Here is a 23,432-nt window from a genome sequence, read left to right as displayed (position 1 = left end):
GGTTGAGCAGCAGCAACTTCGACGTGACGGCGGCGTGGCGGTGCGCCACGCACGACCTGGCGGTGCTGCCGCTCGGCGAACCGGCCGGGCCGGCGGCGCCGATCGCCGGGCTGCCCATCTACCAGGAGATCTTCGGCCGGGACACGATGACCGCGTCCTGGCAGGCGCTGCTGGCCGGGCCCACCATGCTGGCCGACAGCCTGCGGCTCAACGCGCAGCACCTGGGGCGGCGGCTGGACGACTGGCGGGACGAGGAGCCGGGCAAGCCGCTGCACGAGGCCCGGCAGGGACCGGTCTCGGTGCTCGGGCTGAACCCGTTCACCAGCTACTACGGCGACTGGTCGACCGCACCGGACTTCCTGGTCTTCCTCGGGCAGTACCTGGCCTGGACCGGTGACCTGGACACCGTACGGGAGCTGCTGCCCACCGCCCGGCGGGCGCTGGACTGGATCGAGCGGTACGGCGACCCCGACGGCGACGGCTTCCTCGAGTACCACCGCCGGTCGCCGGCGGGATTGAAGAACCAGGGCTGGAAGGACTCCGACACGGCGATCGTCGACGAGGACGGGCGGGTGGTGGCCGACCCGATCGCCACCAGCGAGCTGCAGGCCTACTGGTACGCGGCCCTGCGGCACGCCGCCGCGGTGTTCACCCTGACCGGCCACCCGGCCCGGGGCGCGGCCCTGCTGGCCCGGGCCCGGGCGCTGCGCCGCCGGTTCCACCGCGCGTACTGGCTGCCGGAGCGGGGCTGCTACGCGATGGCGCTCGGGCCGGACAAGCGGCCGGTCCGGTCCACCAACTCCAACGACGGGCACCTGTTGACCACCGGCATCGTGCCGGCGCGGGCCGCCGTACGGGTGGCCGACCGGCTGTTCGCCCCGGACATGTTCAGCGGGTGGGGGGTGCGGACGCTGTCGGCCGACCACCCGGCGTACAACCCGTTCAGCTACCACCGGGGCAGCGTCTGGCCGGTGGAGGCCGGCACCATCGGCCTGGGCCTGGCCCGGTACGGCTGCTGGCCGCACCTGCACCGGCTGGCCGAGGGGATGTTCTCGGCGGCGGCGTTGTTCGAGGAGCACCGGTTGCCCGAGGTGCTCAGCGGGCTGCCCCGCGACCCGGCGCATCCGCACCCGGGGGTCTACCCGAACTCGTGCTCCCCGCAGGCCTGGTCGGCCAGTGCGGTGGTCGCGCTGGTCCAGGCGCTGCTGGCGCTGCGGCCGGCCGCGCCGTTACGCACCGTCCTCGTCGACCCGCACCTGCCCGAATGGCTGCCGGACCTGCGGCTGGAGGGCGTACGCGTGGGCAGCGCGACGGTCGACCTGATCGTGCGCCGGCGGCGTGGTGGGCGGACCTCACTGACCACCCGCGGGGACCGGCTGGCGGTGGTCCGCCGGGCCCCTCGGCAGGCGATCTCCTGAAGGGGCAGGTGTAGTCCGGCCCTGGCGGGGAACCCGGCCCCGGCCCCGCCTTGGGGGCCCCGCCTTGGGGCTGGAGAGAGGGAGGACCGGCATGGAGAGTCGCGCGAAGGCTTTGGGGCACGGGATCCACCCGATCCTGATCGTGTTCCCGCTGGGGCTGCTCGCCACCGCGGTGATCTTCGACATCCTGTACGTGATCACCGACCGGACGGGATTTCAGATCTCGGCCGCGTACACGATGGGCATCGGCATCATCGGTGGCCTGGTGGCCGGCTTGTTCGGGTTCATCGACTGGCGGGCCATTCCGGCCGGCACCCGCGCCAAGCGGGTCGGCGCGGTGCACGGGGCCGGCAACGTGCTGGTCCTGGTGCTGTTCGCGATCAGCTGGTTTCTGCGCCTGGCCGGCGACAACTGGGAACCGAGTTCGGTGGCGCTGATCTTCAGCTTCGTCGGGATCGTCCTGGCCTTGGGGACCGGCTGGCTCGGCGGCGAACTCGTCGAGCGGCTCGGGGTGAGCGTGAGCGACGAGGCAGGCGTCAACGCCCCCAGCTCACTGCGCCGGTCCGCCGGCCGGCCCCGCGCCCGGGGCGTGTGAGCGCCGGCAGGACGACGGAAGGAGAACGCCGATGCGCGCGATCACGCTGGATGCCGAAGGTGCGGCGCCGGCGCCGCGCGACGACCTCGCCCGGCCCAGCCCGGGTCCGGGCGAGGTACTCGTCCGGGTACGGGCGTCCTCGGTCAACGGGTTCGACAAGAAGGCTGCCGCCGGGATGATGCGGGGCGCGATGGAGTACCGGTATCCGGTCGTGCTCGGCAAGGACTTCGCCGGCGAGGTGGAGGCGATCGGCGGCAACGCGGCCCGGTTGCGCGTCGGGGACCCGGTGTTCGGGGTGGTGATGCGGTCGTACCTGGGCGACGGCGCGTGGGCGGAGTACGTGACGGTCGACGACGGGTACGGGATCACCCGGGTGCCCGAGGGCCTCGACCTGGCGACGGCGGGCGCGCTCGGGCTGGCCGGCGCCACCGCGCTGGACGCGCTGGCCGCCATCGCTCCCGGACCGCGGGACACGGTGCTGGTCGCCGGCGCCACCGGCGGGGTCGGCGCGTTCGCCGTCCAGTACGCCCGGGCGGCCGGGGCCCGGGTGGTCGCGACCGCCCGCCCCGGTCCGCCCACCGACTTCGTTCGCGAGCTGGGCGCCGACGAGGTGGTGGACTACACCGCCGACCTGGCCGCCCAGGTCCGAGCGGTCGCCCCGGACGGGGTGTCCGCAGTGGTGCACCTGGCCGGTGACGGGGCGCAGCTCGCCGGGCTGCTCGCCCCGGACGGCCGGCTGGCCTCCACCATCGGGTTCGGTCCGGAGCAGCACCCGGCCGCCACCTCGATCCTGGGCAGCCCGGCCCCGGAGACCCTCGACCGGCTCGCCGGTGACGTCGCGGCCGGGCGGGTGCGGGTGCCGGTCAGTCACCGGTACGAGCTGGCCGAGGTGCCGCAGGCGCTCAGCGACTTCAGCGGCGTCCTGGGCAAGCTGGCGGTCACCGTGCCCTGACGCCATCCGGCCAGGCCACGTCCACTTTTCCGAACACCTGTGCGAACATGGGCGGGTGCCGAGCGACGCCACGATCCTGCACGCCGACCTGGACGCGTTCTACGCCTCGGTCGAGCAGCGCGACGACCCCCGGCTGCGCGGCCGGCCGGTCATCGTCGGCGGTGGCGTGGTGCTGGCCGCGAGCTACGAGGCCAAGGCCCGCGGGGTGCGCAGCGCGATGGGTGGCCGGCAGGCGCGCCGGCTCTGCCCGGACGCCGTGGTGGTGCCGCCGAGGATGGCCGCGTACACGGCGGCGAGCCGGGCGGTGTTCGAGATCTTCCGGCGGACCACCCCGCTGGTCGAGGGGCTCTCCATCGACGAGGCGTTCCTCGATGTGGGTGGGCTGCGCCGGCTGGTCGGGCCGCCCGCCGACATCGCGGCGGCGCTGCGCCGGGAGGTACGCGCGCAGGTCGGCCTACCGATCACCGTGGGCGTGGCCCGAACGAAGTTCCTCGCCAAGGTGGCCAGCGGGGTGGCCAAGCCGGACGGCCTGCTGGTCGTCGCGCCGAAGCGGGAGCTGGCGTTCCTGCACCCGCTGCCGGTGGACCGGCTGTGGGGCGTCGGCCCGGTGACCGCGGCGAAGCTGCGGGAGCGGGGCATCCGGACGGTGGGGCAGGTGGCCCGGCTGGACGAACCCACCCTGGTGTCGCTGCTCGGGCCCGGGGCGGGCCGGCACCTGCACGCCCTCGCGCACAACCGGGACCCCCGCGCGGTACAGGTCGGGCGGCGGCGGTCCTCGATGGGCGCCCAACACGCCCTCGGCGGCGGCCCGCACCCCCCCACCGAACTGGACGCCGTGCTGGCCGGGCTGGTCGACCGGGTGACCGGGCGGATGCGGGCGGCCCGCCGCTCCGGCCGCACCGTCACCCTGCGACTGCGGTTCGGCGACTACACCCGGGCCACCCGCGCGCACACCCTCGGCAAGCCGACCGCCCAGACCGCCCCGCTGCTCGGCGCGGCGCGGACGCTGCTGCGGTCGGCGCTGCCGGAGATCGACGCCCGGGGCGTGACGCTGATCGGGGTGTCGGTCGGCAACCTGGACGACGGGCACGTGCAGCTGACGCTCCCGTTCACCCGCGACCCGGGGATGGAGCTGGACGCCGCCGTCGACGCGGTCCGGGACCGGTTCGGCTCGGCGGCGGTGACCCGGGCGGTGCTGCTCGGCCGGGACCCGGGGCTGGAGATGCCCCGCCTGCCGGACTGACCGGGTACGCCGGACCCACGTACGCGGCGTTCGCGGCCCACCTCCTCCCTGGGTAGGAGACGGCGGTCCGACCGCGGGCCGCAACCGGGGCCTCCGGTCGGGCGCATCCGGGGCCGGCGGTCACGAGCATCTACAGGCATGACTACTACCTCCGCGCTGCGCCGGGCGGCCCACTGGCACCGCCCCCTGATGCTCTTCGTCGCGGCGATGGCGGTGCTCACCGTCGTCGCCGCCGTCGGTGTGTTCACCGACCCGCGCGTGCTCACCGGCGCGCCGATCTGGCTCAAACCGTTGAAGTTCGCCATCTCCTTCGTGCTGTACGGGACCACCCTCGCCTGGATGCTCTCGCTGCTCCCCCGGCGCAGCCGGAGCGCCGAGTGGGCCGCCACCGTCGTCGTCGCGATGGGCGTGGTCGAGATGGTGATCATCGTCGGGCAGGTGCTACGGGGCACGACCAGCCACTTCAACGAGTCCACGCCGCTGAACGCCGCCCTGTTTCAGGTGATGGGCGCGGCGGTGATGGTGCTGTTCACCGGCCACCTCGTGCTCGGCATCGCGGTGCTGCGCCAGCGGATCGCCGATCGGGCCGCCCGGTACGCGGTCGGGTGGGGGCTCGGCCTGACCCTGCTCGGCATGGCGGCGGCGATACCGATGGTGGCCGGCGCGGACACCGGGATCGACGGGGTCGCCGGGGCGCACAGCGTCGGCGTGGTCGACGGCGGGCCGGGGCTGCCGCTGGTCGGCTGGAGCACCACCGGCGGGGACCTGCGGATCGGGCACTTCGTGGGCCTGCACGCCCTGCAGGCGCTGCCGCTGCTGGCGATCCTGCTGAGCCGGTGGGGCACCCGGCTGGACGAGGTGACCCGGGTACGGCTGCTGGTCGTCGCGGGTGCCGCGTACGGCACGCTCACCGTGCTGTTCACCTGGCAGGCGCTGCGCGGGCAGCCGCTGCTGCGGCCCGACGCGCTCACCCTGTCGGTGGCGGCGGCCCTGCTGGTCGGCACCGCGATCGCCGCCGGGGCGGTGCTGGCCCGCCGACGCCGGCCGGAACTGGTGCTGGCGGCATGACCGGCACCCTGTTCGGCCTGACGTTCGCGGTGGCCGCGCCGTTCTGGGCCCTGATGATCCTGGCGCACCGCTGGTCGGTGACCGCCAGGATCATCGGCTCGCCGCTGATCGTGGCCCCGGTCCTGGCGATCTACGCGGTCCTCGTGCTCCCGGCGCTCGGCGTGGTGCTGCCGGCGGTGACCTCGCCGACCCTGGACGGCGTACGCGACCTGCTCGGCACCGCCGACGGCGCGGCGGCGGCCTGGGCGCACATGGTGGGGTTCGACCTGTTCGTCGGGCGGTGGATGTGGCTCGACAGCCGGGAACGGGGGGTGCCGGCGCTGGTCATGGCGCCGGTGCTGCTGCTGGCGATCCTGCTGGGGCCGATCGGCCTGGCCGTCCACCTCGGGGTGCGGACGCGATGGGCGCCGGTGGTGCCGACGCCGGTCACCGCACCGCGCCCCCTAGGCTGAGGCCGTGGGCTGGATGGGGCGGCTGTTCGACGCGCGGGACACCCTCGCCCGGATGCTCCTGCTCGACCTCAGCGGCGTGGGCTACCTGCTCTTCGGCCGGGGCGGCCGCCCGCCGACCGTGACGCAGTGGGTCCTCGCCGGGCTCGCGTTCACCGTGGCGCTGGCGCTGCACCGGCGGCCGCTGCTCAACCTGATCGGGCAGGCCGCGCTGCTGGCGGTCGCCCTCTGCCTGCTCAGCGACACGACGATCAACCAGGTGGGCGCGAGCTACGCGTTGCTGGAGCTGACCATGTGGGCCCGGCGGCCGCGGACCATCTGGCTGGCCGCCGGGCTGCTGGCCACCGTGGACCTGACCGACTCGATCGGCGACCCGCTGCGCCGGGTCGCCTCCGGCGTCTTCGGGCTCACGGTGGAGGTCGGCGTACCACTGCTGCTCGGCCTGGTCATCCGGACCACCCGCGAGCTCGGCCGGCAGGCCGCGGAGCGGGCGGCGGCCGAGCAGCGCCGCCGCGAGTCGGAGAGCCGCGCCGCGCGCGCCGACGAGCGCAGCGCCATCGCCCGCGAGCTGCACGACGTGGTGGCGCACCACGTGGCGTCGATGGTGCTGCGCGTCGGGGTGGCCCGGCATGTGCTGACAGATCTGGATCCACGGGTGGGTGAGGTGTTCGACGACGTGCACGCCACGGGGAGCGCGGCCCTGACGGACCTGCGCCGGCTGGTCGCGGTGCTGCGCGACCCGGACGGGGTACGCGGCGACGCCGCGCTGACCGCGATCGAGCCGTCCGCGCTGCCGGCGGCGCTGGACGCGGCGGTGGACCGGGCCCGCCAGGCCGGCGTGACCGTCGAGGCCGACGTCGACGCGGCGGTCGGCACACTCGACGCGGTACGCGGCATGGCGGTGCTGCGGCTGACCCAGGAGGCGTTGACCAACGTGGCGAAGCACGCCGGCACGTCCGCGCGGGCCCGGCTGGTGGTGTCGGTGGTCGACGGGGCGGTCCACTGGGAGGTCTCGGACAACGGGCGCGGCCAGGTGCCGACGGCGGTGCCACCGGGCGGTGGCCACGGCCTCGCCGGCATGCGGGAGCGGGTCGAGGTGCTCGGTGGCGAGTTGACGGCCGGGCCGACGGGCACGGGTTGGCGGGTCCGTACCGTGCTGCCGGCCACGGTCGCGGCGGAGTCGTCCGGGCCGGCGGCACCCGGCCAGCGCGGGGCGACGACCGCGACGGAGCCGGCGTGATCCGCGTCCTGCTGGTCGACGACCAGCACCTGATCCGCGCGGGTCTGCGCATGCTCTGCGACGCGCAGCCCGACATCGAGGTGGTCGGCGAGGCCGACAACGGGCGGGAGGCGATCTCCCTGGCCGCCCGGCTGCTGCCCGACGTGGTGGTGATGGACCTGCGGATGCCCGGCGTCGACGGGATCACCGCCACCAGCCGCATCCTGGCCGACCGCCCCGCCACCCGGGTGCTGGTGCTCACCACGTTCGGCGACGACGACCACCTCTACCCGGCGCTGACCGCGGGCGCCTGCGGCTTCCTGCTCAAGGACGCGCCGCCCGGCGACCTGCTCGACGGCATCCGGCGGGCGGCCGGCGGGGACAGCCCGTTCAGCCCGGAGGTGCTGCGCCGGCTGGTCCAGCGCGCGGTGCACGCCCGGGCGGAGACGCCCCGACCGGTCGACGGGCTCACCGCTCGCGAGCAGGACGTGCTGGACCTGGTCGCGGAGGGACTGTCCAACACGGAGATCGCCGAGCGGCTGCACATCGGCGTGACCACGGTGAAAACGCACATCACCAGCCTGATGACCAAGACCAACAGCCCCAACCGGGTCCGCCTGGCCCTGTACGCCCGGGGGGCCTGAACCCATTTCGCCAAGGAGGTCCGGCCCGTGCTCACCATCGACGACATCCGCCGGTACGCGACCACGCTGCCCGAGGTGGAGGAGTTCACCCACTTCCGGCTGCCCAGCTTCCGGGTACGCGGCAAGCCGTTCGCCGGGGTGGAGAAGGGCGACCGGACCGCGGTCTTCTCGGTCAGCCCGGAGCAGGCCGCCGCCGCGGTCGCCGCGGATCCGACCGCGTACGAGGAGGTGTGGCGCAAGGCGGCCACCATGATCTTCGTCGGGTTGCGGGTGGACCTGGACCGGATCTCCGAGCAGCGGATGCGGGAACTGGTCGAGCAGGCATGGCGCCACAAGGCCCCCAAGCGCCTCCTCGCCGCGTACGACGCCGGCTGATCTACTCCTCGATCGCGCCGCCGACGGCGCGCAGGTGCTCCCGGAAGGTCAGCGCGGGGTTCTCCGCCCGTCCGGCCAGGTACGCCCCGAACCCGACCTGCGCGCGCAGCGGCTCGCCGGCCCGGATCCGGTCGGCCTGCCGCCGCTCGGTGTCCCGGATCGACTCCGCCAGGTCGAACAGGTCCCCCACCCGGTCCGCCGGCACGAACAGCACCCCGTCGTCGTCGGCCAGGGCGACGTCGTCGGGGCCGACGGTCCACTCCCCCACCCGCGCGGAGGTCAGCGCCTCGGCGGGCCGGCGGTCGAGGCGCTGTGGCCCGGTGGGCGTCGCGCCGAGGCTGAACACCGGCAGGCCGACCGCCCGGATGTCCACGGTGTCGCGGTGCAGGCCCCAGACCACCAGGCCGGCCAGGCCGGCCGTCTGCGCCTCCAGCACCACCAGGTCGCCGACGCACGCCTCGTCGGTGCGCCCACCGTTGTCCACCACCAGCACGTCGCCGGGCGTGGCCCGGTCGATCGCCTCGAGGAAGATGTCCACGCTGCCCACGTGCCGGGTCGGCAGCACCCGCCCGGCCAGTCGCCCGCCGGGCAGCACCGGCCGCACCTCGGCCGGGGCGCAGCGCACCGGGACGCCCGCCCGCAGGCAGGCGTCGGCGACGTGGGCGGTGGTGAGGGCGGCGAACCGCCCGGGCAGCGGGTCCGGGTGCAGGGCCATGGCCGGACGCTAATCCGCCGCGGCCGTCGTGGGAGGGGCCAGTTCCCGGGCCGTGGCCTGTTGTCGCCGGTCGCCACCGACGACGCGCCGCCGCGCCTCCTCGGCCAGACGCGCGCCCGCCGGTGAGGTCGACCTACGGACGGAACGGCTCGAGCCGCCCGTGGTGGGTACGCCGGCTGATCCGGGTACGGCGCCGCGCCCGGGGCGTGTGCCGCTGGGGCCGGGGCATCCGCCCCCGCACCGGCGGGCGCAGCTCCGCCTCCCCCGCACCGGCCGCGCTTCGCACCAACCGGTTGGCGTCCGCCGGATCGCACCCGGTGGCGCGCATCAGCTCGCTGTCGGCGGTCCGTAAATCGGTGATGATCCCGTCGCCGTACGAGCGCACGCCCCGCGCCCACGCCTGGCCGGCGAGTTCGGCGCTCTCCTGGATCAGCCGGCGGGTGCCGGCCATGTCACCGCTGCCGGCACGGCACTCGCGGCGCAGCTCGCGTACTGCCGCGCTGAGTCGGGCGACGGCGGCGGGCAGTTCCGCCGGGATCGGCTCCCCGTACTGCAGGGCGGTGGCGGACCGGCGAGCCACCGACCGCGCGTACAGGATCATCCGTTCCAGGTGCTCCGTGGCCCGCGCGTACCGGTGGAACTGGGCCCGGCGGTGCCAACGGGCCGGCGCGATGGTGACCACCTCGTCGGCGCCGCTGACCGCATCGTTGAGCCGGGAGACGTCGGCGTCCAGCGCGCGCAGGTCCGCCAGGGCGCGGACCGCGGCGTCGGCGTTCCGTTCGGCCAGCGCCCGGGCGACGGCGTCGAGGCGCGCGGTGAGGCCGACGATGACCGGGTCGGCCGCGCGGTCCAGCACCCGCAGCGGGTTGACCGGCAGCAGCAGCGCCACCACCGCCAGACCGACCACGGCGCCCACCAGGGCGTCGAAGATCCGGGGCAGTTCCAGGCCCGGTTGGACCGGGGCGAGGGTGGCGATCAGCACGGCCGTACCGCCGGCCTGGGCGACCAGGGCGCCGCCGCGGCCGGCGACCAGCAGCGCGGTCGCGATGGCCACGGCGACCACCAGCCCGGTCTGCCAGAAACCGGTGCCGAGCAGGAAACGCAGCAGGTCACCCACCACGATGCCGAGGCCGACGCCGACCAGCAGTTCGAAGGTGCGCCGGGCCCGCTGGCCGATCGCGGTGGCGATGGTGCCGACCGCGGCGGCGGGTGCGAAGACGTGCGCGCCGGACCCGAGCACCCACTTCGCGAGCAGGGCGGCGAGCGCGGCGGCCAGTCCCGCCTGCGCGGCGATGACGATGGTGATCTCCAACTGGCGCAGCCGCAGCCGGCCCGCCTCGCCACCCTGGCTACGGGCCCGTGCCGCCTCCCGGTGGCCCCGCACGGCGACCCGGTCCAGTGGCGAGCGGACGCTGTCGGCGCGGCGGTGGTCGTCGGTCATGGCGGCGGTTACCCCGCGTGCGGCGGGTGACTCGTCCGGTTGTGTGCGCAGTTCGGCGGTATGCCGCCGCGCGGCCGGCGGGTTCAGCGCGCGGCCAGCACCGCCGCGCCATCGCCGGCGAGTTCGGGCAGCACGATCCGGCGGCCGCTCAGCGCGAGCAGCAGCGCCTCGCCGGTGCCCCGCACCACGGGCCCGTCGCCGGCCGACCAGTCCAGGTCGGTGACCTCGAAGCGCAGGCCGGCGATCCGCCGTCGGTCGACGAAGCCGATCGCCCGCCCGCCGACCAGGAAGTCCAGCGACACGCGCAACCGGTCCGGGTGCAGGCCGGCCGCGACGCCGAGGGGTCGGCGGATGTCCTGCCCGTGCACCTGCAGGTCGGTCAGCTGGCCCGGGTGCCCGACGACCGGCGGCCGCAGCGGATGCTCCGCGTTCGACCGCAGCGCCGCCGCCAGCTCGCCCGCCGGCCGGCGGCCCACCTCCCGGGCCAGGCGTGCGTTGGCCCCGTGCAGGTTGAAGCCGGACCGCACGATCGCCGGCAGGAATCGCCACTGCGGTACCACGAACGGCGCCGCCAGGTGGGCGGCGACCTCCTGCGCGGTCCACGCTCCGCACAGGCTCGGCGTGGCGAGCTGCTCGGGGGTGAGCGAGTCGATCAGGTCGGCGATCCGACGCCGCTCGGCCGCGATCATCGGAAGCAGATCGGAGTTCACGTCACCATCCGGGTCAGCGGCGGAACGTACGGTCGAGCAGGTCGAACAGGGCGGTCCAGTGCCGCTCGGTGGCCTGCTCGTCGTACATCGGGGTGTCCGCCTGCGTGTAGCCGTGCCGGGCCCCGGGGTAGACCTCGGAGGTGTGGGCGACGCCGGCGGCGTCGAGGGCCTGCTCCAGCGTGGCGATCTGCTCGGCGGTCATCGACGGATCCTGGTCGGCGTGGCCGAAGTACAGCTCCCCGGTAACCGCACCGACGCCGAGGTGCGGGCTGTCCGGGGCGTCGGTGACCACCCGCCCGGCGTGGAAGACACCCGCCGCGGCGATCCGGTCCGGGTACGCCTCGATCGCCCGCAGCGCGTTCATGCCACCCATGCAGTAGCCGGTGATCGCGACCGGGCCGGGCGCGACGTCCGGCTGCCCGGCCAGGAAGTCCAGGTAGGCGGCCGTGTCCCGGGCCACCACCTCGGGGGTCAGCGCGCCGATCATCGGGGAGAGCCGCTGGAACAGCGCGCCACGCTGCGACTCGTCGCCGAGGCCGGACAGGTCGACCAGCGGGGCGCGGCCGAACCGGTGGAAGAGGTTGGGCACCAGCACCACGTACCCGCGGGCGGCGATGGTCTCGGCCATCTCCGCCATCCGGGGGCGCAGCCCGAACGCGTCCATGAACACCAGCACCCCCGGGAAGGGACCCTCCCCGTCAGGTCGGACGAGGTAGGCGTCGGCCACCCCGTCGCGGGTCGGCACGTCCACAGTCGTCGTCTGCACCTCGGAACCCCCTCGCGCTGCGCGTATCGCACCGCACCCGCACGCTACTCCCGCCTCCGGCAACCGGCACGCCGAGGCCCGTGGGCGGAGAAACCGAAGGATCTACTGGAATCCTCCAGCCCTTCCCGTCTGCGCGCCGAACCGGCATGCTGGATGGATGGGAGAGGTGCGACCGATGCCCAGCTTCGGCGACCTGTTCGCCGACCTGCGGGGCGAGGACCGGACGATGCGCGTCAGCTACCACCCGGATCGCGGCGCGGTGGTGCTGTCACTGTGGAACGGTACCGTCTGCCGCGGCTCCTTCCGGATGCCGGTGGACGACCTGGACCGGCTGCTGACGATGCTCGCCGACGTGCGCCAGGCCGCGGTCCCGGCGCCGCCGGCCCCCGGCGGTGCCGCCGGCTCGGGCCCGGCCGCCGTCGAGGGCTCGGCCGCGCTCCCGTCGCCGTCCGTGGAGCGCACCGGCGACATCACCGGTACGGCGCACCGCCTGACGATCCTGCCCACGCCCCGGGTCGCCTGAGCCGTCCCTCCACAATCGACACGTGAGGGGCAGACACCTTCGACTCTGCGAACTACCGTCGAGTCACGAGTTCGCGAAGGGAGGAGCAATGCTCCCCGTCTCATCACCCACCACCCGCCGTCCCGGCTCGCGCGCCGCGCTCGGGATGGCTCTCCTCGTGGCCGCCGGCCTGGCCGTGCCGACCACGCCGGCGGCGGCCGCCGGGCCCACCACCGGCGCCGTCACCACCCTGACGCTCGCCGCCACCAGCCAACCGACCTTGCAGCAGGGGTCCCGGGGCGCGGCGGTGACCACCCTGCAACGGCGGCTCACCGCGCTGCACTACGACGTCGGTGGCGTCGACGGCATCTTCGGTTCGTCGACGTTCCACGCGGTGGTCGCGTTCCAGAAGGTCAACGGCCTCAGCCGGGACGGCATCGTCGGCCCCCGCACCTGGGCCGCCCTCGACCACCCGGTCGTCCCGAAGCCGAAGTACACGCACAGCGGCTACTCGCTCGAGGCCAACCTGAGCAAGCAGGTGTTGTACCTGGCGCGCGGGGGGTCAGTGGTACGGATCGTGGACGCCTCCAGCGGCAAGGCCAGCACCCCGACCCCGACCGGCAACTACACGATCCAGCGCCGGATCGACGGCTGGCGGCAGAGCGACCTCGGCCTGCTGTGGCGGCCGAACTACTTCTACCGGGGGTACGCGGTGCACGGCGCCAACTCGGTGCCGGCGTACCCGGCCAGTCACGGGTGCGTCCGGGTGACCGTCCCGGCGATGAACCGACTCTGGTCGATCATCGGCGTGGGTGTGCCGGTGCACATCTACCGCTGATCCTTCTCGACGCGGCGGCTCCCGGGGCGTCCCGGGGGCCGCCGTCGCCGTACCATCGGCCCGATGATCCGGTTCCGGATGCTGATGCTGGTGGCGGCGGGGCTGTTCCTGGCCGTGGCGCTGACCGTCCGGGCGCTCGCCGACGGTCGCCTGGAGCAATACTCCGGCACCGCCCTCTACGCCTCGATGACCTACGCGGGCGTGCTCCTGCTGTGGCCCCGGCTGCGACCGGTGACGGCAGCGGTCGTGGCGGTGGCGTGGTGCTGGGCGATGGAGACCTTCCAGCTCACCGGCGTGCCGGCCGCGCTGTCCGCGCGCAGCCTGCTGGCCCGGCTGGTGCTCGGGGTGCAGTTCGACCCGGTCGACCTGCTCTGGTACCCGGCGGGTGTGGTGCCCCTGGTCGCGCTGCACGCGCTGCCGCCGTTTGCCGGGGCGCTCAGGGGGAAGACCGGGCATCCAGCCGAGAGAAGGGCCCTGACGATGGACGACAACCAGTTCATCGGCCTGGTGGCGAAGCGTACCGGCACGTCGTCGGAGCAGGCGACGGCGATCACCCGGGCCACGCTGACCACCCTGGCGGAACGGATCGACGGCGGCGAGGCGCGTGACCTGGCCGGGCAGCTGCCCACCGGGCTGCGTCCGTACGCTTTCGGCTCCGGGGAAACTGCCGAGCGGTTCGGGCTCGACGTCTTCGTGGAACGGGTCAGCGGACGCGCCGACGTCGACGTGACCCAGGCGAAGGACGGCGCGACGGCGGTGTTCGACGTCCTCCGCCAGGCCCTGTCGCCAGAGGCGTACGGGCAGGTCGTCACCCAGCTGCCGGCCGAGTACGGCGAGGTGGCCGACCAGACCGCGCCGTTCGTGGAACGCACCCGCTGACGCCGTGTCACCGGTCGCGGGAGTCCGACGAACGCCGTCATCAGCACGAGCCGTCGTGACCGCGCCCGTCGCTGACCGCACGGGCGGCGCATGACCGGCGCGGTGGCGGGTACGCAGGGCGTCCGCGTAGGTGACCGGAGCCGCAGGGAGCCGCGATGACCGACTGGGACGAGCAGGCCGATCCGCTACGTCGAGCGCCGGAAGCCGACGCCCAGGAACAACGGCAGGACGAGACGGTGGTGGGACCACCGGACCGGATCGGGGACGCGGTGCCGGAGGCGTCCGAGGCCGACCTGGCGGAGCAGGGCGTGCTGGCCCCGCCGAGCGACCGCACCGACCTGGCCCACGCCGTACGCGACGACCTCAACCCGGCCGACGCGGTGGAGCAGAACCTGGAGATTCCCGTGCCCGACGAGGACCGTCGGGACTGACCGCGGCGTGCCGGGGCGGCGGTTACCGGTCCGGGCTGTCGGCCGGGGCCATGAGCCGCAGCGCGTTCGGATCCAGGCCGATCCGCACGGGGGTCTCCCCGTACGGCTCGCCGTCCACCTCGATGCGCGCGGGCCGATCGGTCTCCAGCCAGAGCTGGCGGACGGCGAGGAACGGCTCGTCGCCCAGGGTGCGGCGGTGGCCGGTGGCCGCGTTGCGGGCCGTCGCGCGCAGCAGCCCGCGGCGGGTCGGGCCGCCCACCGGGTACGCGACCAGCAGCCGGTCGTCGGCGTTGGCGTCGGCGGTGATCGGGCGGCCGGCGTGGAAGCCGCCGTTGGCGACGTACACCTGGTGGGTGCGGAAGGCGTGCTCCCGCGCCTGGGCGCGGACCGTTACCCGCAGCGGCCGGTGCCGGGCGAGCAGGCCCAGGGCGGTCACCGGATACGCGAGGCGGCCGACGACCCGCTTGAGGCGTGGCGGCGCGCTGAGCATGATGTCGGCGGAGAGCCCGATCCCGACGTGGTTGGTGAACCGCGTGTCGCCGATCAGTCCCAGGTCGACGTCGATCACCTTGCCGGCGGTGAGCACCCCGACTGCCGCGTCGAGGTCGAGCGGCACGCCGACGGTGCGGGCGAAGTTGTTGGTGGTGCCCAGCGGCAGCAGGCCGAGCGCGATGTCCCGGTGCGCGAGCAGCCGCGCGGCGGCGCCGATCGTGCCGTCGCCGCCGCCGACGACCAGCAGGTCCGGGCCCAGGTCGGCGGCCGCGGCCAGGACCTGGTCGAGTTCGCCGGCCTGCTCGACCGGGTACGCGCCGAGCAGGGTGAGGCCCGCGGCGCGCAGGCGGTCGTGGACGGCCTGGTAGAGCCGGCGGCCGCGGCGGGAGTGGGCGTTGACCACCAGCGCGGCACGCCGGTCGCGCCGGATGACCTCGCTCAGCTCCGGTTTGCTCCGCACGGCTTCCGACCCTATCCGTCGCCGTCCCGCCCGGCGCTCCGGCACCGCGACGGACTTCCCGCGCGGGACGGGGAACCGGCGAAGCCGGCACGTCGCGGCGCGGGACGTGTCAGGATCACCCTCACGTCCCGTACGCCTGGTGTCGCCGCGCGCACCGACCGGTGACCGGCCCGGCGTCGGTGGGCGCCGGCTGTTTCGGGGGGAACCGATGAAGTACGAGGAGTTCGTGGCCCGGGTCCGGGAACGCGGCGAGTACGACAGCGCCGCCGAGGCGCAGCAGGTCATCAGCGTGGTGGTGACCTGCCTGGCGGAGCGGCTGCAGCCCGACGAGGCGCGCCAGCTCGGCGCCCAGTTGCCGACGGAACTGCGGGACGCCCTGGCCTCGGCGGTCGGCGGGGGCCTGCGCGTCGGGGTGACCGAGTTCCTGAGGAAGGTCAGCGACGGCACGGGCGCCACGGAACGTACCGCGGAGTGGGACGCCAGCGCGGTGCTGTCGACCATCGCCGAGGCCGTCACCGGGGGCGAGCTCAACGACGTGCTGACCCAGCTGCCGTCCGGCTATGCGGTCCTGTTCGGCCGGCCGGGCGTCACCGGTTGAGGTGATGACCGCCGCCCGGCGCCCGCACCCGTGCCCGGCGGCGAGCCCGGGAGCGGCAGGGCTCGCCGCCCGCATCGGGCCGGCCCGGCCGGGTGCCCGGACGGCCCGGCTCAGGACGGCAACAGCGCGGACGCCTGGGCGCGCGGGTCGTCGGCCGGGCAGCGCCCCCGCGCCACGTACCGGTCGATGAAGTCGGTGACGGCACGCCGCACCTCCATCGAGGCACCCCGCCGAGACAGGGCGTCGGCGGCGGCGGTGAAGCAGGTGAGCGCGGCGGCGGCGAGTGCCGGGTCGGCCAGGCCGTCGCGGGCGGAGGTCAGCCAGTCGCGGTGGCGCCGCAGCGGCGACCGAAGGTGCTCGGTGGCCGCTGCGGCCGCCTCGGCGGCGACCGGGTCGTCCAGCAGGGCGCTCACCACGGCCACCGGCACGACCCAGCCGTCGTCCGGCTGCTGGTCGATCATGCGGAACTCCAGGTATCCGCGCGGCCGGACCGGTGGGACGAGGGTGCCGAGGTGCCGCTCCAGATCGCCGAGGGTGGCCGGCCGGGGGCCGTGGCCGCGCAGCCAGTCCCGCATGGTCAGCCCGGTGGGTACGAGCCAGGGCAGCGGTTCGGGTTCGGCGATCATCGCGACCTGGGCGGAGAGGGTGTAACGCGTCCAGGCGGTGCGCGGGTCGGCGGCGTACCGGGGAGCCCGGGTGCGGCTCGCGTCGGTGCCGAAGCGGAGCGCCTGCCGACGGGACACCCAGCGCACCCCGGAGCGGCCGCGGTGGGGCGAGTTCGCGAACGAGGCCAGCAGCACCGGGCCGAGCGCGTCCGCGAGCCACCAGCGCCGGCGGTACCCGGTCCAGCCGTCGGAGTCGTCGCCCGCGTCGAGGCACACCTGGACGGAGGCGGAGTTGCACATGATCTCGCGGCCCTTCGGGCCGACCCGGTCGTGGTACGCGGCCAGCGCGACGTAGCGGGGATGCTCGGTGACGAGCCGTGGCGCACGGGCGGTGTCGAGCCCGGTGCCGTCGAGCAGTAGACCGTCGGCGGCGAGCGCGGCCCGGACGAGGGCGAGGTCACCCGCGGTGGCGTCGAGGCAGTCCTGCGGGGTGGCGCCGACCGCCGAGGCCAGTTCGAGTTGGCCGCCTGGTTCGACGGTGATCCGCCCACCGCCGGGCATCGGGTCGCCGAGATGGGCGACGGCGGCGCGCAGCCGCGCGATCGACGGCCGGTCGAGCGGGCGCGCGGGATCCCGTACCGGGTATTCGAGTTCGACGCCGACCCGTCCGGGCGGGCCGACCCGGAAGGCGGCGGCACCGACGTAGGTCGCGGCGGTGGCCTCGGTGAGTACGGCGTCATCCACGGTCGGCTCCGACAGTGACAGGCAGGCCCGGCTGCTCCCAGGAAGGGGCATCCGGGCTGGCGGTGGAAGGAAGGGTTACCTCCCACCAGTGAGACCGTGCAGAGGCGCTCTTTATTAGCGGTCCGGACGGGTGCCGTGTCGAGAGCCAAACATGAACACCAGATGAACGGTAGGTGAACAGTGAGTGCGCCGATTGACGTGCCTCGACGTCGTCGTCGGCCCACCAGCGGAAGCCCGGGACGAGACCACTCGTCGAGCGACACCCACCGGTCGCCGCTCACGCCTGTGCGCTCACCGCTTGTCCGGAGTGGACCGCTGCGCCTCATCCGACCGGAAGGCAACGATCGGCGTGTTTCGACATGAACCATGACGGCCACCCGGTCACCCCAGTCAGGAGGAGTCATGAGGAGATCATTGATCCGCGGCGTCGTCGTCGCGGTCGGGCTCGCGTTGGCCGGACTTTCCGTGCCGGCAGCCCCGGCCGTCGCAGCCCCCGCGGGCGTCGCCGGCACCGCCGCCGTACGGGCATCCGACGGGGCGTACGTGGCGCAGGAGGCGGTGGTGGGACCCCGGCTGGTCGATCTCACGATCGAGTCGCCGGCACTGGGCCGGGCTGCCGACGTACGCCTGCTGACGCCGGTCGGGTGGGAGGAACGGGCGCCCGGGGACCACTGGCCCGTGCTCTACCTGCTGCACGGCTGCTGCGACTCGTACGTGAGTTGGACCCGCTCGACGGATGTGGCGACCATCCCTGAGCTGCGGGACGTCCTGGTCGTCATGCCCGAGGCCGGTGCCGCCGGCTGGTACAGCGACTGGTGGAACGCCGGCCAGGGCGGCGCCCCGGCTTGGGAGAGGTTCCACCTGACGGAGGTGCGCCAGATCGTCGAGCGGGGGTACGGCGCGGGCCCGAAGCGCGTGGTGGCCGGCCTGTCGATGGGCGGATTCGGGGCGATGTCGTACGCGGCCCGCAACCCGGGCATGTTCCGTGCGGCGGCGTCCTTCAGCGGGGTCGTGCATCCGTCGCGGGACCCGTCCTACTGGCTGCCGTTCTTCGGGCGCACCGGCCTGGACCCGTACGCGCTGTGGGGGGACCCCGTGACGCAGCGGGACATCTGGGCGGAGCACGACCCGTCTTACCTGGTGAAGCAGTTGCGACACACGGCGCTGTTCGTCGCCAGCGGCGACGGCACCGCGGGCGGGCCGTTCGATCCGCCGGGTCGGACCAACAGCCTGGAGGCGCTCATCTACCAGGAGAACCTCGACTTCGTCGATCGGCTCCGCGAGCGGGGCGTCTCCGTCACGACCGACTTCTACGGCCCGGGCACCCACAGTTGGCCCTACTGGCAGCGAGAGCTGCACCGGGCGCTGCCGATGCTGCTCGGCGCGCTGGAGACCGGGCGCGGCGTGGCGACCCGATCCCTGATGCCGTAGCGCCCGGGGGCCCGTTGGTGACCAGGCCGGTCACCGGCGGGCCCCGTCGTGGTCACCGCCGGCGGGCCCGCGAGCCACCCCGCCGGCGGTCGGTCGGTTATCCCCCGGCCATCGCGCCGAGGATGATGTACGGCTCCTCGCCGGCGATGACCCGCTCGGGCAGGGGCGCGTCGGGCGACTCGTTGGACAGGTCCTCCTCGCAGGCGTAGAAGCGGATGAACGCGCGGCGCTTGCCGCTGTTGCGGTCACGGATCGTGCCGAGCAGCATCGGGTACCGCGCCTCGAGGGTGTCCAGCACCAGGCGCTGGGTGACCGGCCCGGCAGCCGGGCCGGTCAGCTCGAGACGTACCTCGCCGGTGACGTGCGCCAGGTTCTTCAGGTGGGCCGGGAGGACGACCCGGATCACGGCAGCACCTGGGCTTCCACGGAGAGCACCGGCGGCAGGTCCCGGACGATGGGCGCCCAACTGTCGCCGCCGTCGGCCGAGTGGTAGACCTGGCCACCGGTGGTGCCGAAGTAGATCCCGCACGGGTCGAGCGTGTCGACCGCCATCGCGTCGCGCAGCACGTTGACGTAGCAGTCGGACTGCGGCAGGCCCTTGGTCAACGGTTCCCAGTCGCCGCCGCCCGTGCGGCTGCGGTAGACGCGCAGCTTGCCCTCCGGCGGGTAGTGCTCGGAGTCGCTCTTGATCGGCACCACGTAGATGGTCTCCGGTTCGTGCGCGTGCACGGCGATCGGGAACCCGAAGTCCGAGGGCAGGTCGCCACTGACCTCGCGCCAGTTCGCACCGGCGTCGTCGCTGCGCATGACGTCCCAGTGCTTCTGCATGAACAGGGTGTCCGGGCGGGACGGATGCTGGGTGATGTGGTGCACGCAGTGCCCGACCTCGGCGTCCTCGTCGGGGATCTCGCCCGACCGGAGGCCCTTGTTGATCGGCAGCCAACTGGCGCCGGCGTCGTCGCTGCGGAACGCGCCCGCCGCCGAGATGGCGACGTAGATCCGGTCCTGGTGCGCGGGGTCCAGGATGATCGTGTGCAGGCACATGCCGCCGGCGCCGGGCTGCCACCTGGGCCCGGTCGGGTGGGTACGCAGGGCGGTGAGCTCGGTCCACTTCTGGCCACCATCGGTGGAGCGGTAGAGGGCGGCGTCCTCCGCGCCCGCGTACACGGTGTCGGGGTCGTCGCGGGACGGCTCGAGGTGCCAGATGCGCTTGAACTCCCAGGGGCGCGGGGTGCCGTCGTACCACAGGTGGTCGCCGACCTCGCCGGAGTAGGCGAAGTCGTTGCCCACGGTGTTCCAGGTCCGGCCGCCGTCGTCGGAGCGCTGGATCAGCTGCCCGAACCAGCCGCCGGACTGGGACGCGTAGAGCCGGTTGGGGTCGGCCGGCGACCCGGTGAGGTGGTATATCTCCCAGCCGCCGAAGTGCGGCCCGTCGACCGTCCAGTCGCCGCGCCTGCCGTCCGACGTCAGCACGAACGCACCCTTGCGGGTGCCTACCAGTACCCGTACTCCGCTCATGTCCTCGTCCCTCCGCTTCGTGTGACCTCTGGGACATGACCGCCCAGCAGGCCGAAACTCATCGGTCCCCGTCCGTCCTACTCCTCAGGTACGACGAATCGGCACCCCCGGAATCGACAATCGGGCAGTTCCTCGCCGACCGCCACGCCGACACGCCGGATCGGCCGAGGCGCGCACGAGCCGGCGATCCACCGTTCCGGCGGCCGGATGTTGTCGGAGTGGCCGGGTAGCGTCCCGTTGCGTGACTGGCCCTGGTGACGTCCCGCCCGAGATCCTCGACCGGCTCCGGCCCGTCTGTCTCGGGCTGCCCGAGACCTACGAGGAGCCGGCGTGGGTGGGCACCCGCTGGCGGATCCGCAAACGCACGTTCGCCCACGTGCTCACGGTCGACCCCGACCACCCGGCGGCCTACGCCCGCGCTGCCGCGGCCGACCAGCCGATCTGCGTGCTGACGTTCCGGTCGCCCGGTGACGAGATCGCCGGGCTGATCGGCAGCGGCCCGCCGTTCTTCAAGCCGGACTGGGGCGCCGACGTCGTCGGCATGGTGCTCGACGACCACGTCGACTGGGCGGAGGTCGCCGAACTGCTCACGGAGAGTTACTGCGTCCGGGCGCCGAAGAAGCTGGTCGCCCTGGTCGACCGACCGGCGGCACTCGGCTGACGGGGCCGAGCTCAGGCCGGGACGGCTCCCGGTCGTCCCGCCTCGACCGCCCAGCGGGCGGTGGTCGACGCGGGCGCGTCGGGCGACGCGACGCTGGCGACCGACCGCTCCTCGGTCAACCAGCGCGAACGGTCGACATCCATGTGCAGCCATCCGTGGGTGCGGCCGTTGAAGTAGCGCACCCAGGGATTGAACGCCCGGTTCGACGCCTCCGCCACCGGCAGCAGTTCGGCGGGGAAGTCCGACGTGATCGAGGTCGAGACGAACTCGGTGGCGACCACCGGTGAGGCCGCGTCGTCGAAGTTGAGCTTCAGGTCGCTGATCCAGGTCGAGTGGATGTCGCCGGCCAGCACGATCGGGTTCGTCGCGCCGCTGGCCCGTACCGCGGACAGCAGCCGCGACCGCTGTGGCGAGTAGCCGTCCCACTGGTCAAGGTTGACGATCGACGCCGGCGGCGGGTTGAGGAAGCGGGTGGCGGCCATCATCACCTGCTGGCCGAGCACGTTCCACAGCGCCGGCGACGAGCGCAGCCCGTCGAGCAGCCAGCCCTCCTGCTCCGGCCCGGTCAGGGTCCCGGCCAGGTTGGCGGCGCCCAGCGCCTGCGGCCCGAGGTCGCTCGGCAGGTCGCCGGGCTGGTTGCTGCGGTACTGGCGGGTGTCGAGCATGTTCAGCCGCAGCAGGGTGCCGAAGTCGAGGCGGCGGTAGATGCGCAGGTCCGGCGAGCCGGGCAGGTAGGAGGCCCGGATCGGGGTGTGCTCGTACCACGCCTGGTAGGCGTGCGCGCGCTGGAGCGCGAACTCCCGCTGCGTCTGGTGGCGCTGGGCGTACGGCAGGTCGTCCTGGCTGTCGTCGAGGTTGGCGTAGTTGTCCTCGACCTCGTGGTCGTCCCAGATCGCGACGAACGGGAACTCGCGGTGCACGGCCTGCAGTTGGGCATCGGTGCGGTAGAGCGCGTGCCGGTTGCGGAAGTCCGCCAGCGTCGACAATTGCTCGGCGCCCACCGCCGTCCCCGAGGAGATGTTGTGCTGCCGGATCGCCCCGGCCCTCGGATCCTGCTCGTAGATGTAGTCGCCGAGGTGCAGGACGAGATCCAGGTCGAATTCGGCCATGTCCCGGTAGGCCGCGTAGAAGCCGTTCTGCCAGTCCTGGCAGTTGGCGATGCCGAACCGGAGCCGGGACGCCGCCGCGCCGGCCGCCGGCGCGGTCCGGGTGCGGGCGATGTCGCTGAGGTGGCGGCCGGCCCGGAAGCGGTACCAGTAGTCGCGGCCGGGCAGCAGGCCCCGCACGTCGACGTGGACCGAATGGGCCCACGCGGGCCGGGCGGTCACCGCGCCGTCGCGGACCACCCGACGGAACGACGGGTCGCTGGCGACCTGCCAGCTCACCTCCACGGCGCGGGTGCCCATCGAGGCGGCGTCGAGCGGATCGCGGACCAACCGGGTCCAGAGCACGACGCCGTCCGGCAGCGGATCGCCGCTGGCCACGCCGAGGCCGAACGGGTTCCAGGGCAATCGACCGGCGTACGCCGCACCAGCCTTCCCGGCGACGGCCACGGTCCCGGCCAGGGCCGCGGCCCCGACGAGGAGACTGCGCCGCCCCACACCCTGCTGCTCAGCCAACTCGCCCACGATCGCTCCTTCCTGCCGACGGTCAAGGCGACGGACTCGGCGCAGCGCGGCCGCGTGGTCGCGCGTCACGGACGCCGGAGGTTCCGAGTGGTCCCGCCAGTCCGCGCCCTCGGGACCCCGATTGCGCACCGGTCGTCCGCGTCATCTTCGGTGTGGACATCGCACCAGTGCATCATGACCTGCTTCGATTCCGGAGTCCATAGTGGCCTGAGGTGGTGTCGGTGAGCGGAGCCGTGCCGGACCGGCTGGTCGATGTCGGTCAGGGGCGCGTCTGGTGAACGGCACGGGCGAGACGGCGGACGGCCTCGTCCATGAGGTCGGGTGGGGCCGCGGCGTAGGTGAGGCGTAGGTGCGGAGCCGGGGGTTCGGCGGCGTACCAGGGGCGGCCGGGGAAGACGATGACACCTTCGGCGGCTGCGGCGGCGGCCAGCGCGACGTCGTCGGCGCCCTCGGGCAGGCGGGCCCAGAGGTGTAGGCCGCCGCGCGGGACCGGCTGTCGGGCGAGTTCCGGGAGGTGTCGGCGGAGCGCGGCCACCAGCGCCTCGCGGCGCGTCCGGAGGGCGCTGCGCAGGGCGCGGCGGTGCCGCGCCCAGGCCGGGGCGGTGACGAACTCGAGCGTGGCCTGTTGCAGTGGGCCGGCGACGAAGAAGTCGTCGAGCAGCCGAGCCAGGCGTAGCCGGGCGCCGGCCGGGCCCCGGGCGCCGATCGCGGCGATACGCAGCCCCGGGGCGGCTGACTTCGTCAGTGAGCGCAGGTAGATGACATGGCCGTCGGGGTCGTCCGCGGCCAGCGGTGGTGGGGCCTCGCCGTCGATGGCGAGGTCGCGGGCGTAGTCGTCCTCGATCAGGAACGCCCCGGCGTCACGGACCGCCGCGGCGACCTGGGCCCGACGGTGACCCGCCAGGGTCGCTCCGTGCGGGTTGGCGTAGAGCGGCTGGCAGTAGAACAGCCGCGCGCCGGTGCGGGCGAACGCGGCGGCGAGGTGGTCGGGCCGTACACCGTCGGTGTCGGCGGGTACGGGCACCACCCGCAGCCCGGCGGCCCGGGCGG

26 protein-coding genes are annotated in these 23,432 nt (G+C 74.2%); 16 read left to right on the top strand and 10 right to left on the bottom strand.

Going from position 1 to position 23,432, the window contains the following annotated elements; all coding sequences use genetic code 11:
• The 9 genes from ONA70_RS20950 to ONA70_RS20910 form a co-directional block, all read left to right on the top strand.
• Nucleotides 1–1,418: amylo-alpha-1,6-glucosidase (locus tag ONA70_RS20950; protein WP_406601224.1), on the top strand; the 1,418-nt coding region annotated here is incomplete at its 5' end.
• Nucleotides 1,419–1,509: 91 nt separating this feature from the next.
• The gene (locus tag ONA70_RS20945) at nucleotides 1,510–2,013 is read left to right on the top strand and encodes a DUF2231 domain-containing protein (RefSeq protein ID WP_265008164.1); all 504 of its coding nucleotides are present in this window, start codon (nucleotides 1,510–1,512) and stop codon (nucleotides 2,011–2,013) included.
• Between the two features lie 31 nt (nucleotides 2,014–2,044).
• A complete protein-coding gene (locus ONA70_RS20940; protein ID WP_265008163.1) occupies nucleotides 2,045–2,965 on the top strand; it encodes an NADP-dependent oxidoreductase in 921 nt (306 codons plus the stop codon).
• A gap of 55 nt (nucleotides 2,966–3,020) precedes the next feature.
• The gene (gene dinB / locus ONA70_RS20935; protein WP_265008162.1) at nucleotides 3,021–4,208 is read left to right on the top strand and encodes a DNA polymerase IV; all 1,188 of its coding nucleotides are present in this window, start codon (nucleotides 3,021–3,023) and stop codon (nucleotides 4,206–4,208) included.
• A gap of 138 nt (nucleotides 4,209–4,346) precedes the next feature.
• The gene (locus tag ONA70_RS20930) at nucleotides 4,347–5,276 is read left to right on the top strand and encodes a hypothetical protein (RefSeq protein WP_265008161.1); all 930 of its coding nucleotides are present in this window, start codon (nucleotides 4,347–4,349) and stop codon (nucleotides 5,274–5,276) included.
• On the top strand, nucleotides 5,273–5,728 hold the full coding sequence (locus ONA70_RS20925; protein ID WP_265008160.1) for an ABA4-like family protein: 456 nt from the start codon (nucleotides 5,273–5,275) through the stop codon (nucleotides 5,726–5,728). The genes ONA70_RS20930 and ONA70_RS20925 overlap by 4 nt, the downstream gene beginning before the upstream one ends.
• A gap of 4 nt (nucleotides 5,729–5,732) precedes the next feature.
• Entirely contained in the window at nucleotides 5,733–6,965 is a 1,233-nt protein-coding gene (locus ONA70_RS20920; protein WP_265008159.1) for a sensor histidine kinase, read from the top strand.
• Complete coding sequence (locus ONA70_RS20915) at nucleotides 6,962–7,588, top strand: response regulator (protein WP_265008158.1); 627 nt, start codon at nucleotides 6,962–6,964, stop codon at nucleotides 7,586–7,588. Before ONA70_RS20920 ends, ONA70_RS20915 begins: the two co-directional genes overlap by 4 nt.
• A gap of 27 nt (nucleotides 7,589–7,615) precedes the next feature.
• A complete protein-coding gene (locus tag ONA70_RS20910; RefSeq protein ID WP_265008157.1) occupies nucleotides 7,616–7,963 on the top strand; it encodes an MmcQ/YjbR family DNA-binding protein in 348 nt (115 codons plus the stop codon).
• A 1-nt stretch (nucleotide 7,964) separates the two neighbouring features.
• On the opposite strand, the gene ONA70_RS20905 is transcribed toward ONA70_RS20910, so the two are convergent.
• The 4 genes from ONA70_RS20905 to ONA70_RS20890 all read right to left on the bottom strand — a co-directional run bounded on the left by ONA70_RS20905 (nucleotide 7,965) and on the right by ONA70_RS20890 (nucleotide 11,595).
• The gene (locus ONA70_RS20905) at nucleotides 7,965–8,678 is read right to left on the bottom strand and encodes an RraA family protein (RefSeq protein ID WP_265008156.1); all 714 of its coding nucleotides are present in this window, start codon (nucleotides 8,676–8,678) and stop codon (nucleotides 7,965–7,967) included.
• A gap of 133 nt (nucleotides 8,679–8,811) precedes the next feature.
• Nucleotides 8,812–10,119, bottom strand: coding sequence for an FUSC family protein (locus tag ONA70_RS20900; RefSeq protein WP_265008155.1), 1,308 nt, complete (start codon nucleotides 10,117–10,119; stop codon nucleotides 8,812–8,814).
• Nucleotides 10,120–10,202: 83 nt separating this feature from the next.
• Nucleotides 10,203–10,829, bottom strand: a complete 627-nt coding sequence (locus ONA70_RS20895) for a maleylpyruvate isomerase family mycothiol-dependent enzyme (RefSeq protein ID WP_265008154.1) — start codon at nucleotides 10,827–10,829, stop codon at nucleotides 10,203–10,205.
• 13 nt (nucleotides 10,830–10,842) lie between these two features.
• The gene (locus ONA70_RS20890) at nucleotides 10,843–11,595 is read right to left on the bottom strand and encodes a dienelactone hydrolase family protein (RefSeq protein WP_265008153.1); all 753 of its coding nucleotides are present in this window, start codon (nucleotides 11,593–11,595) and stop codon (nucleotides 10,843–10,845) included.
• A gap of 175 nt (nucleotides 11,596–11,770) precedes the next feature.
• On the opposite strand from ONA70_RS20890, the gene ONA70_RS20885 reads away from it, so the two are divergent.
• The 4 genes from ONA70_RS20885 to ONA70_RS20870 all read left to right on the top strand — a co-directional run bounded on the left by ONA70_RS20885 (nucleotide 11,771) and on the right by ONA70_RS20870 (nucleotide 14,245).
• Nucleotides 11,771–12,118 (top strand): hypothetical protein, encoded by a 348-nt coding sequence (locus ONA70_RS20885; protein ID WP_265008152.1) that lies wholly within the window; start codon nucleotides 11,771–11,773, stop codon nucleotides 12,116–12,118.
• An 88-nt stretch (nucleotides 12,119–12,206) separates the two neighbouring features.
• Nucleotides 12,207–12,935 (top strand): L,D-transpeptidase family protein, encoded by a 729-nt coding sequence (locus ONA70_RS20880; RefSeq protein WP_265008151.1) that lies wholly within the window; start codon nucleotides 12,207–12,209, stop codon nucleotides 12,933–12,935.
• Between the two features lie 63 nt (nucleotides 12,936–12,998).
• Nucleotides 12,999–13,814, top strand: coding sequence for a DUF2809 domain-containing protein (locus ONA70_RS20875; RefSeq protein WP_265008150.1), 816 nt, complete (start codon nucleotides 12,999–13,001; stop codon nucleotides 13,812–13,814).
• Nucleotides 13,815–13,969: 155 nt separating this feature from the next.
• Nucleotides 13,970–14,245 (top strand): hypothetical protein, encoded by a 276-nt coding sequence (locus tag ONA70_RS20870; RefSeq protein ID WP_265008149.1) that lies wholly within the window; start codon nucleotides 13,970–13,972, stop codon nucleotides 14,243–14,245.
• Between the two features lie 22 nt (nucleotides 14,246–14,267).
• Here the strand turns inward: ONA70_RS20870 and ONA70_RS20865 are convergent, their stop codons facing one another.
• Nucleotides 14,268–15,197, bottom strand: a complete 930-nt coding sequence (locus tag ONA70_RS20865; protein WP_265008148.1) for a diacylglycerol/lipid kinase family protein — start codon at nucleotides 15,195–15,197, stop codon at nucleotides 14,268–14,270.
• A 208-nt stretch (nucleotides 15,198–15,405) separates the two neighbouring features.
• Here ONA70_RS20865 and ONA70_RS20860 point away from each other — a divergent pair, with 208 nt between their 5' ends.
• Entirely contained in the window at nucleotides 15,406–15,795 is a 390-nt protein-coding gene (locus tag ONA70_RS20860) for a DUF2267 domain-containing protein (protein WP_265008147.1), read from the top strand.
• 110 nt (nucleotides 15,796–15,905) lie between these two features.
• Here the strand turns inward: ONA70_RS20860 and ONA70_RS20855 are convergent, their stop codons facing one another.
• On the bottom strand, nucleotides 15,906–17,144 hold the full coding sequence (locus tag ONA70_RS20855) for a glutamate-cysteine ligase family protein (RefSeq protein ID WP_265008146.1): 1,239 nt from the start codon (nucleotides 17,142–17,144) through the stop codon (nucleotides 15,906–15,908).
• Nucleotides 17,145–17,546: 402 nt separating this feature from the next.
• Between ONA70_RS20855 and ONA70_RS20850 the strand changes: the two genes are divergently transcribed.
• Nucleotides 17,547–18,575, top strand: coding sequence for an alpha/beta hydrolase (locus tag ONA70_RS20850; protein WP_265008145.1), 1,029 nt, complete (start codon nucleotides 17,547–17,549; stop codon nucleotides 18,573–18,575).
• 97 nt (nucleotides 18,576–18,672) lie between these two features.
• Here ONA70_RS20850 and ONA70_RS20845 read toward each other — a convergent pair whose 3' ends face one another.
• Both ONA70_RS20845 and ONA70_RS20840 read right to left on the bottom strand, forming a co-directional pair.
• A complete protein-coding gene (locus ONA70_RS20845; RefSeq protein WP_265008144.1) occupies nucleotides 18,673–18,981 on the bottom strand; it encodes a MoaD/ThiS family protein in 309 nt (102 codons plus the stop codon).
• Nucleotides 18,978–20,093, bottom strand: a complete 1,116-nt coding sequence (locus ONA70_RS20840) for a WD40/YVTN/BNR-like repeat-containing protein (RefSeq protein WP_265008143.1) — start codon at nucleotides 20,091–20,093, stop codon at nucleotides 18,978–18,980. The genes ONA70_RS20845 and ONA70_RS20840 overlap by 4 nt, the downstream gene beginning before the upstream one ends.
• 241 nt (nucleotides 20,094–20,334) lie before the next feature.
• On the opposite strand from ONA70_RS20840, the gene ONA70_RS20835 reads away from it, so the two are divergent.
• Nucleotides 20,335–20,754 carry an MmcQ/YjbR family DNA-binding protein gene (locus ONA70_RS20835; protein WP_265008142.1) on the top strand — a complete coding sequence of 140 codons (420 nt, stop codon included), beginning with the start codon at nucleotides 20,335–20,337 and terminating at the stop codon, nucleotides 20,752–20,754.
• 11 nt (nucleotides 20,755–20,765) lie between these two features.
• Here the strand turns inward: ONA70_RS20835 and ONA70_RS20830 are convergent, their stop codons facing one another.
• Both ONA70_RS20830 and ONA70_RS20825 read right to left on the bottom strand, forming a co-directional pair.
• Entirely contained in the window at nucleotides 20,766–22,382 is a 1,617-nt protein-coding gene (locus tag ONA70_RS20830; protein ID WP_265008141.1) for an alkaline phosphatase D family protein, read from the bottom strand.
• A gap of 259 nt (nucleotides 22,383–22,641) precedes the next feature.
• Nucleotides 22,642–23,432: aminotransferase-like domain-containing protein (locus ONA70_RS20825; protein WP_265008140.1), on the bottom strand; the 791-nt coding region annotated here is incomplete at its 5' end.

The organism is Micromonospora yasonensis, assembly GCF_026013475.1.
Classification (GTDB): domain Bacteria; phylum Actinomycetota; class Actinomycetes; order Mycobacteriales; family Micromonosporaceae; genus Micromonospora; species Micromonospora yasonensis.
The sequence above is the reverse complement of the archived record's forward strand: the minus strand, read 5'-3'. Positions and strand labels throughout refer to the sequence as shown.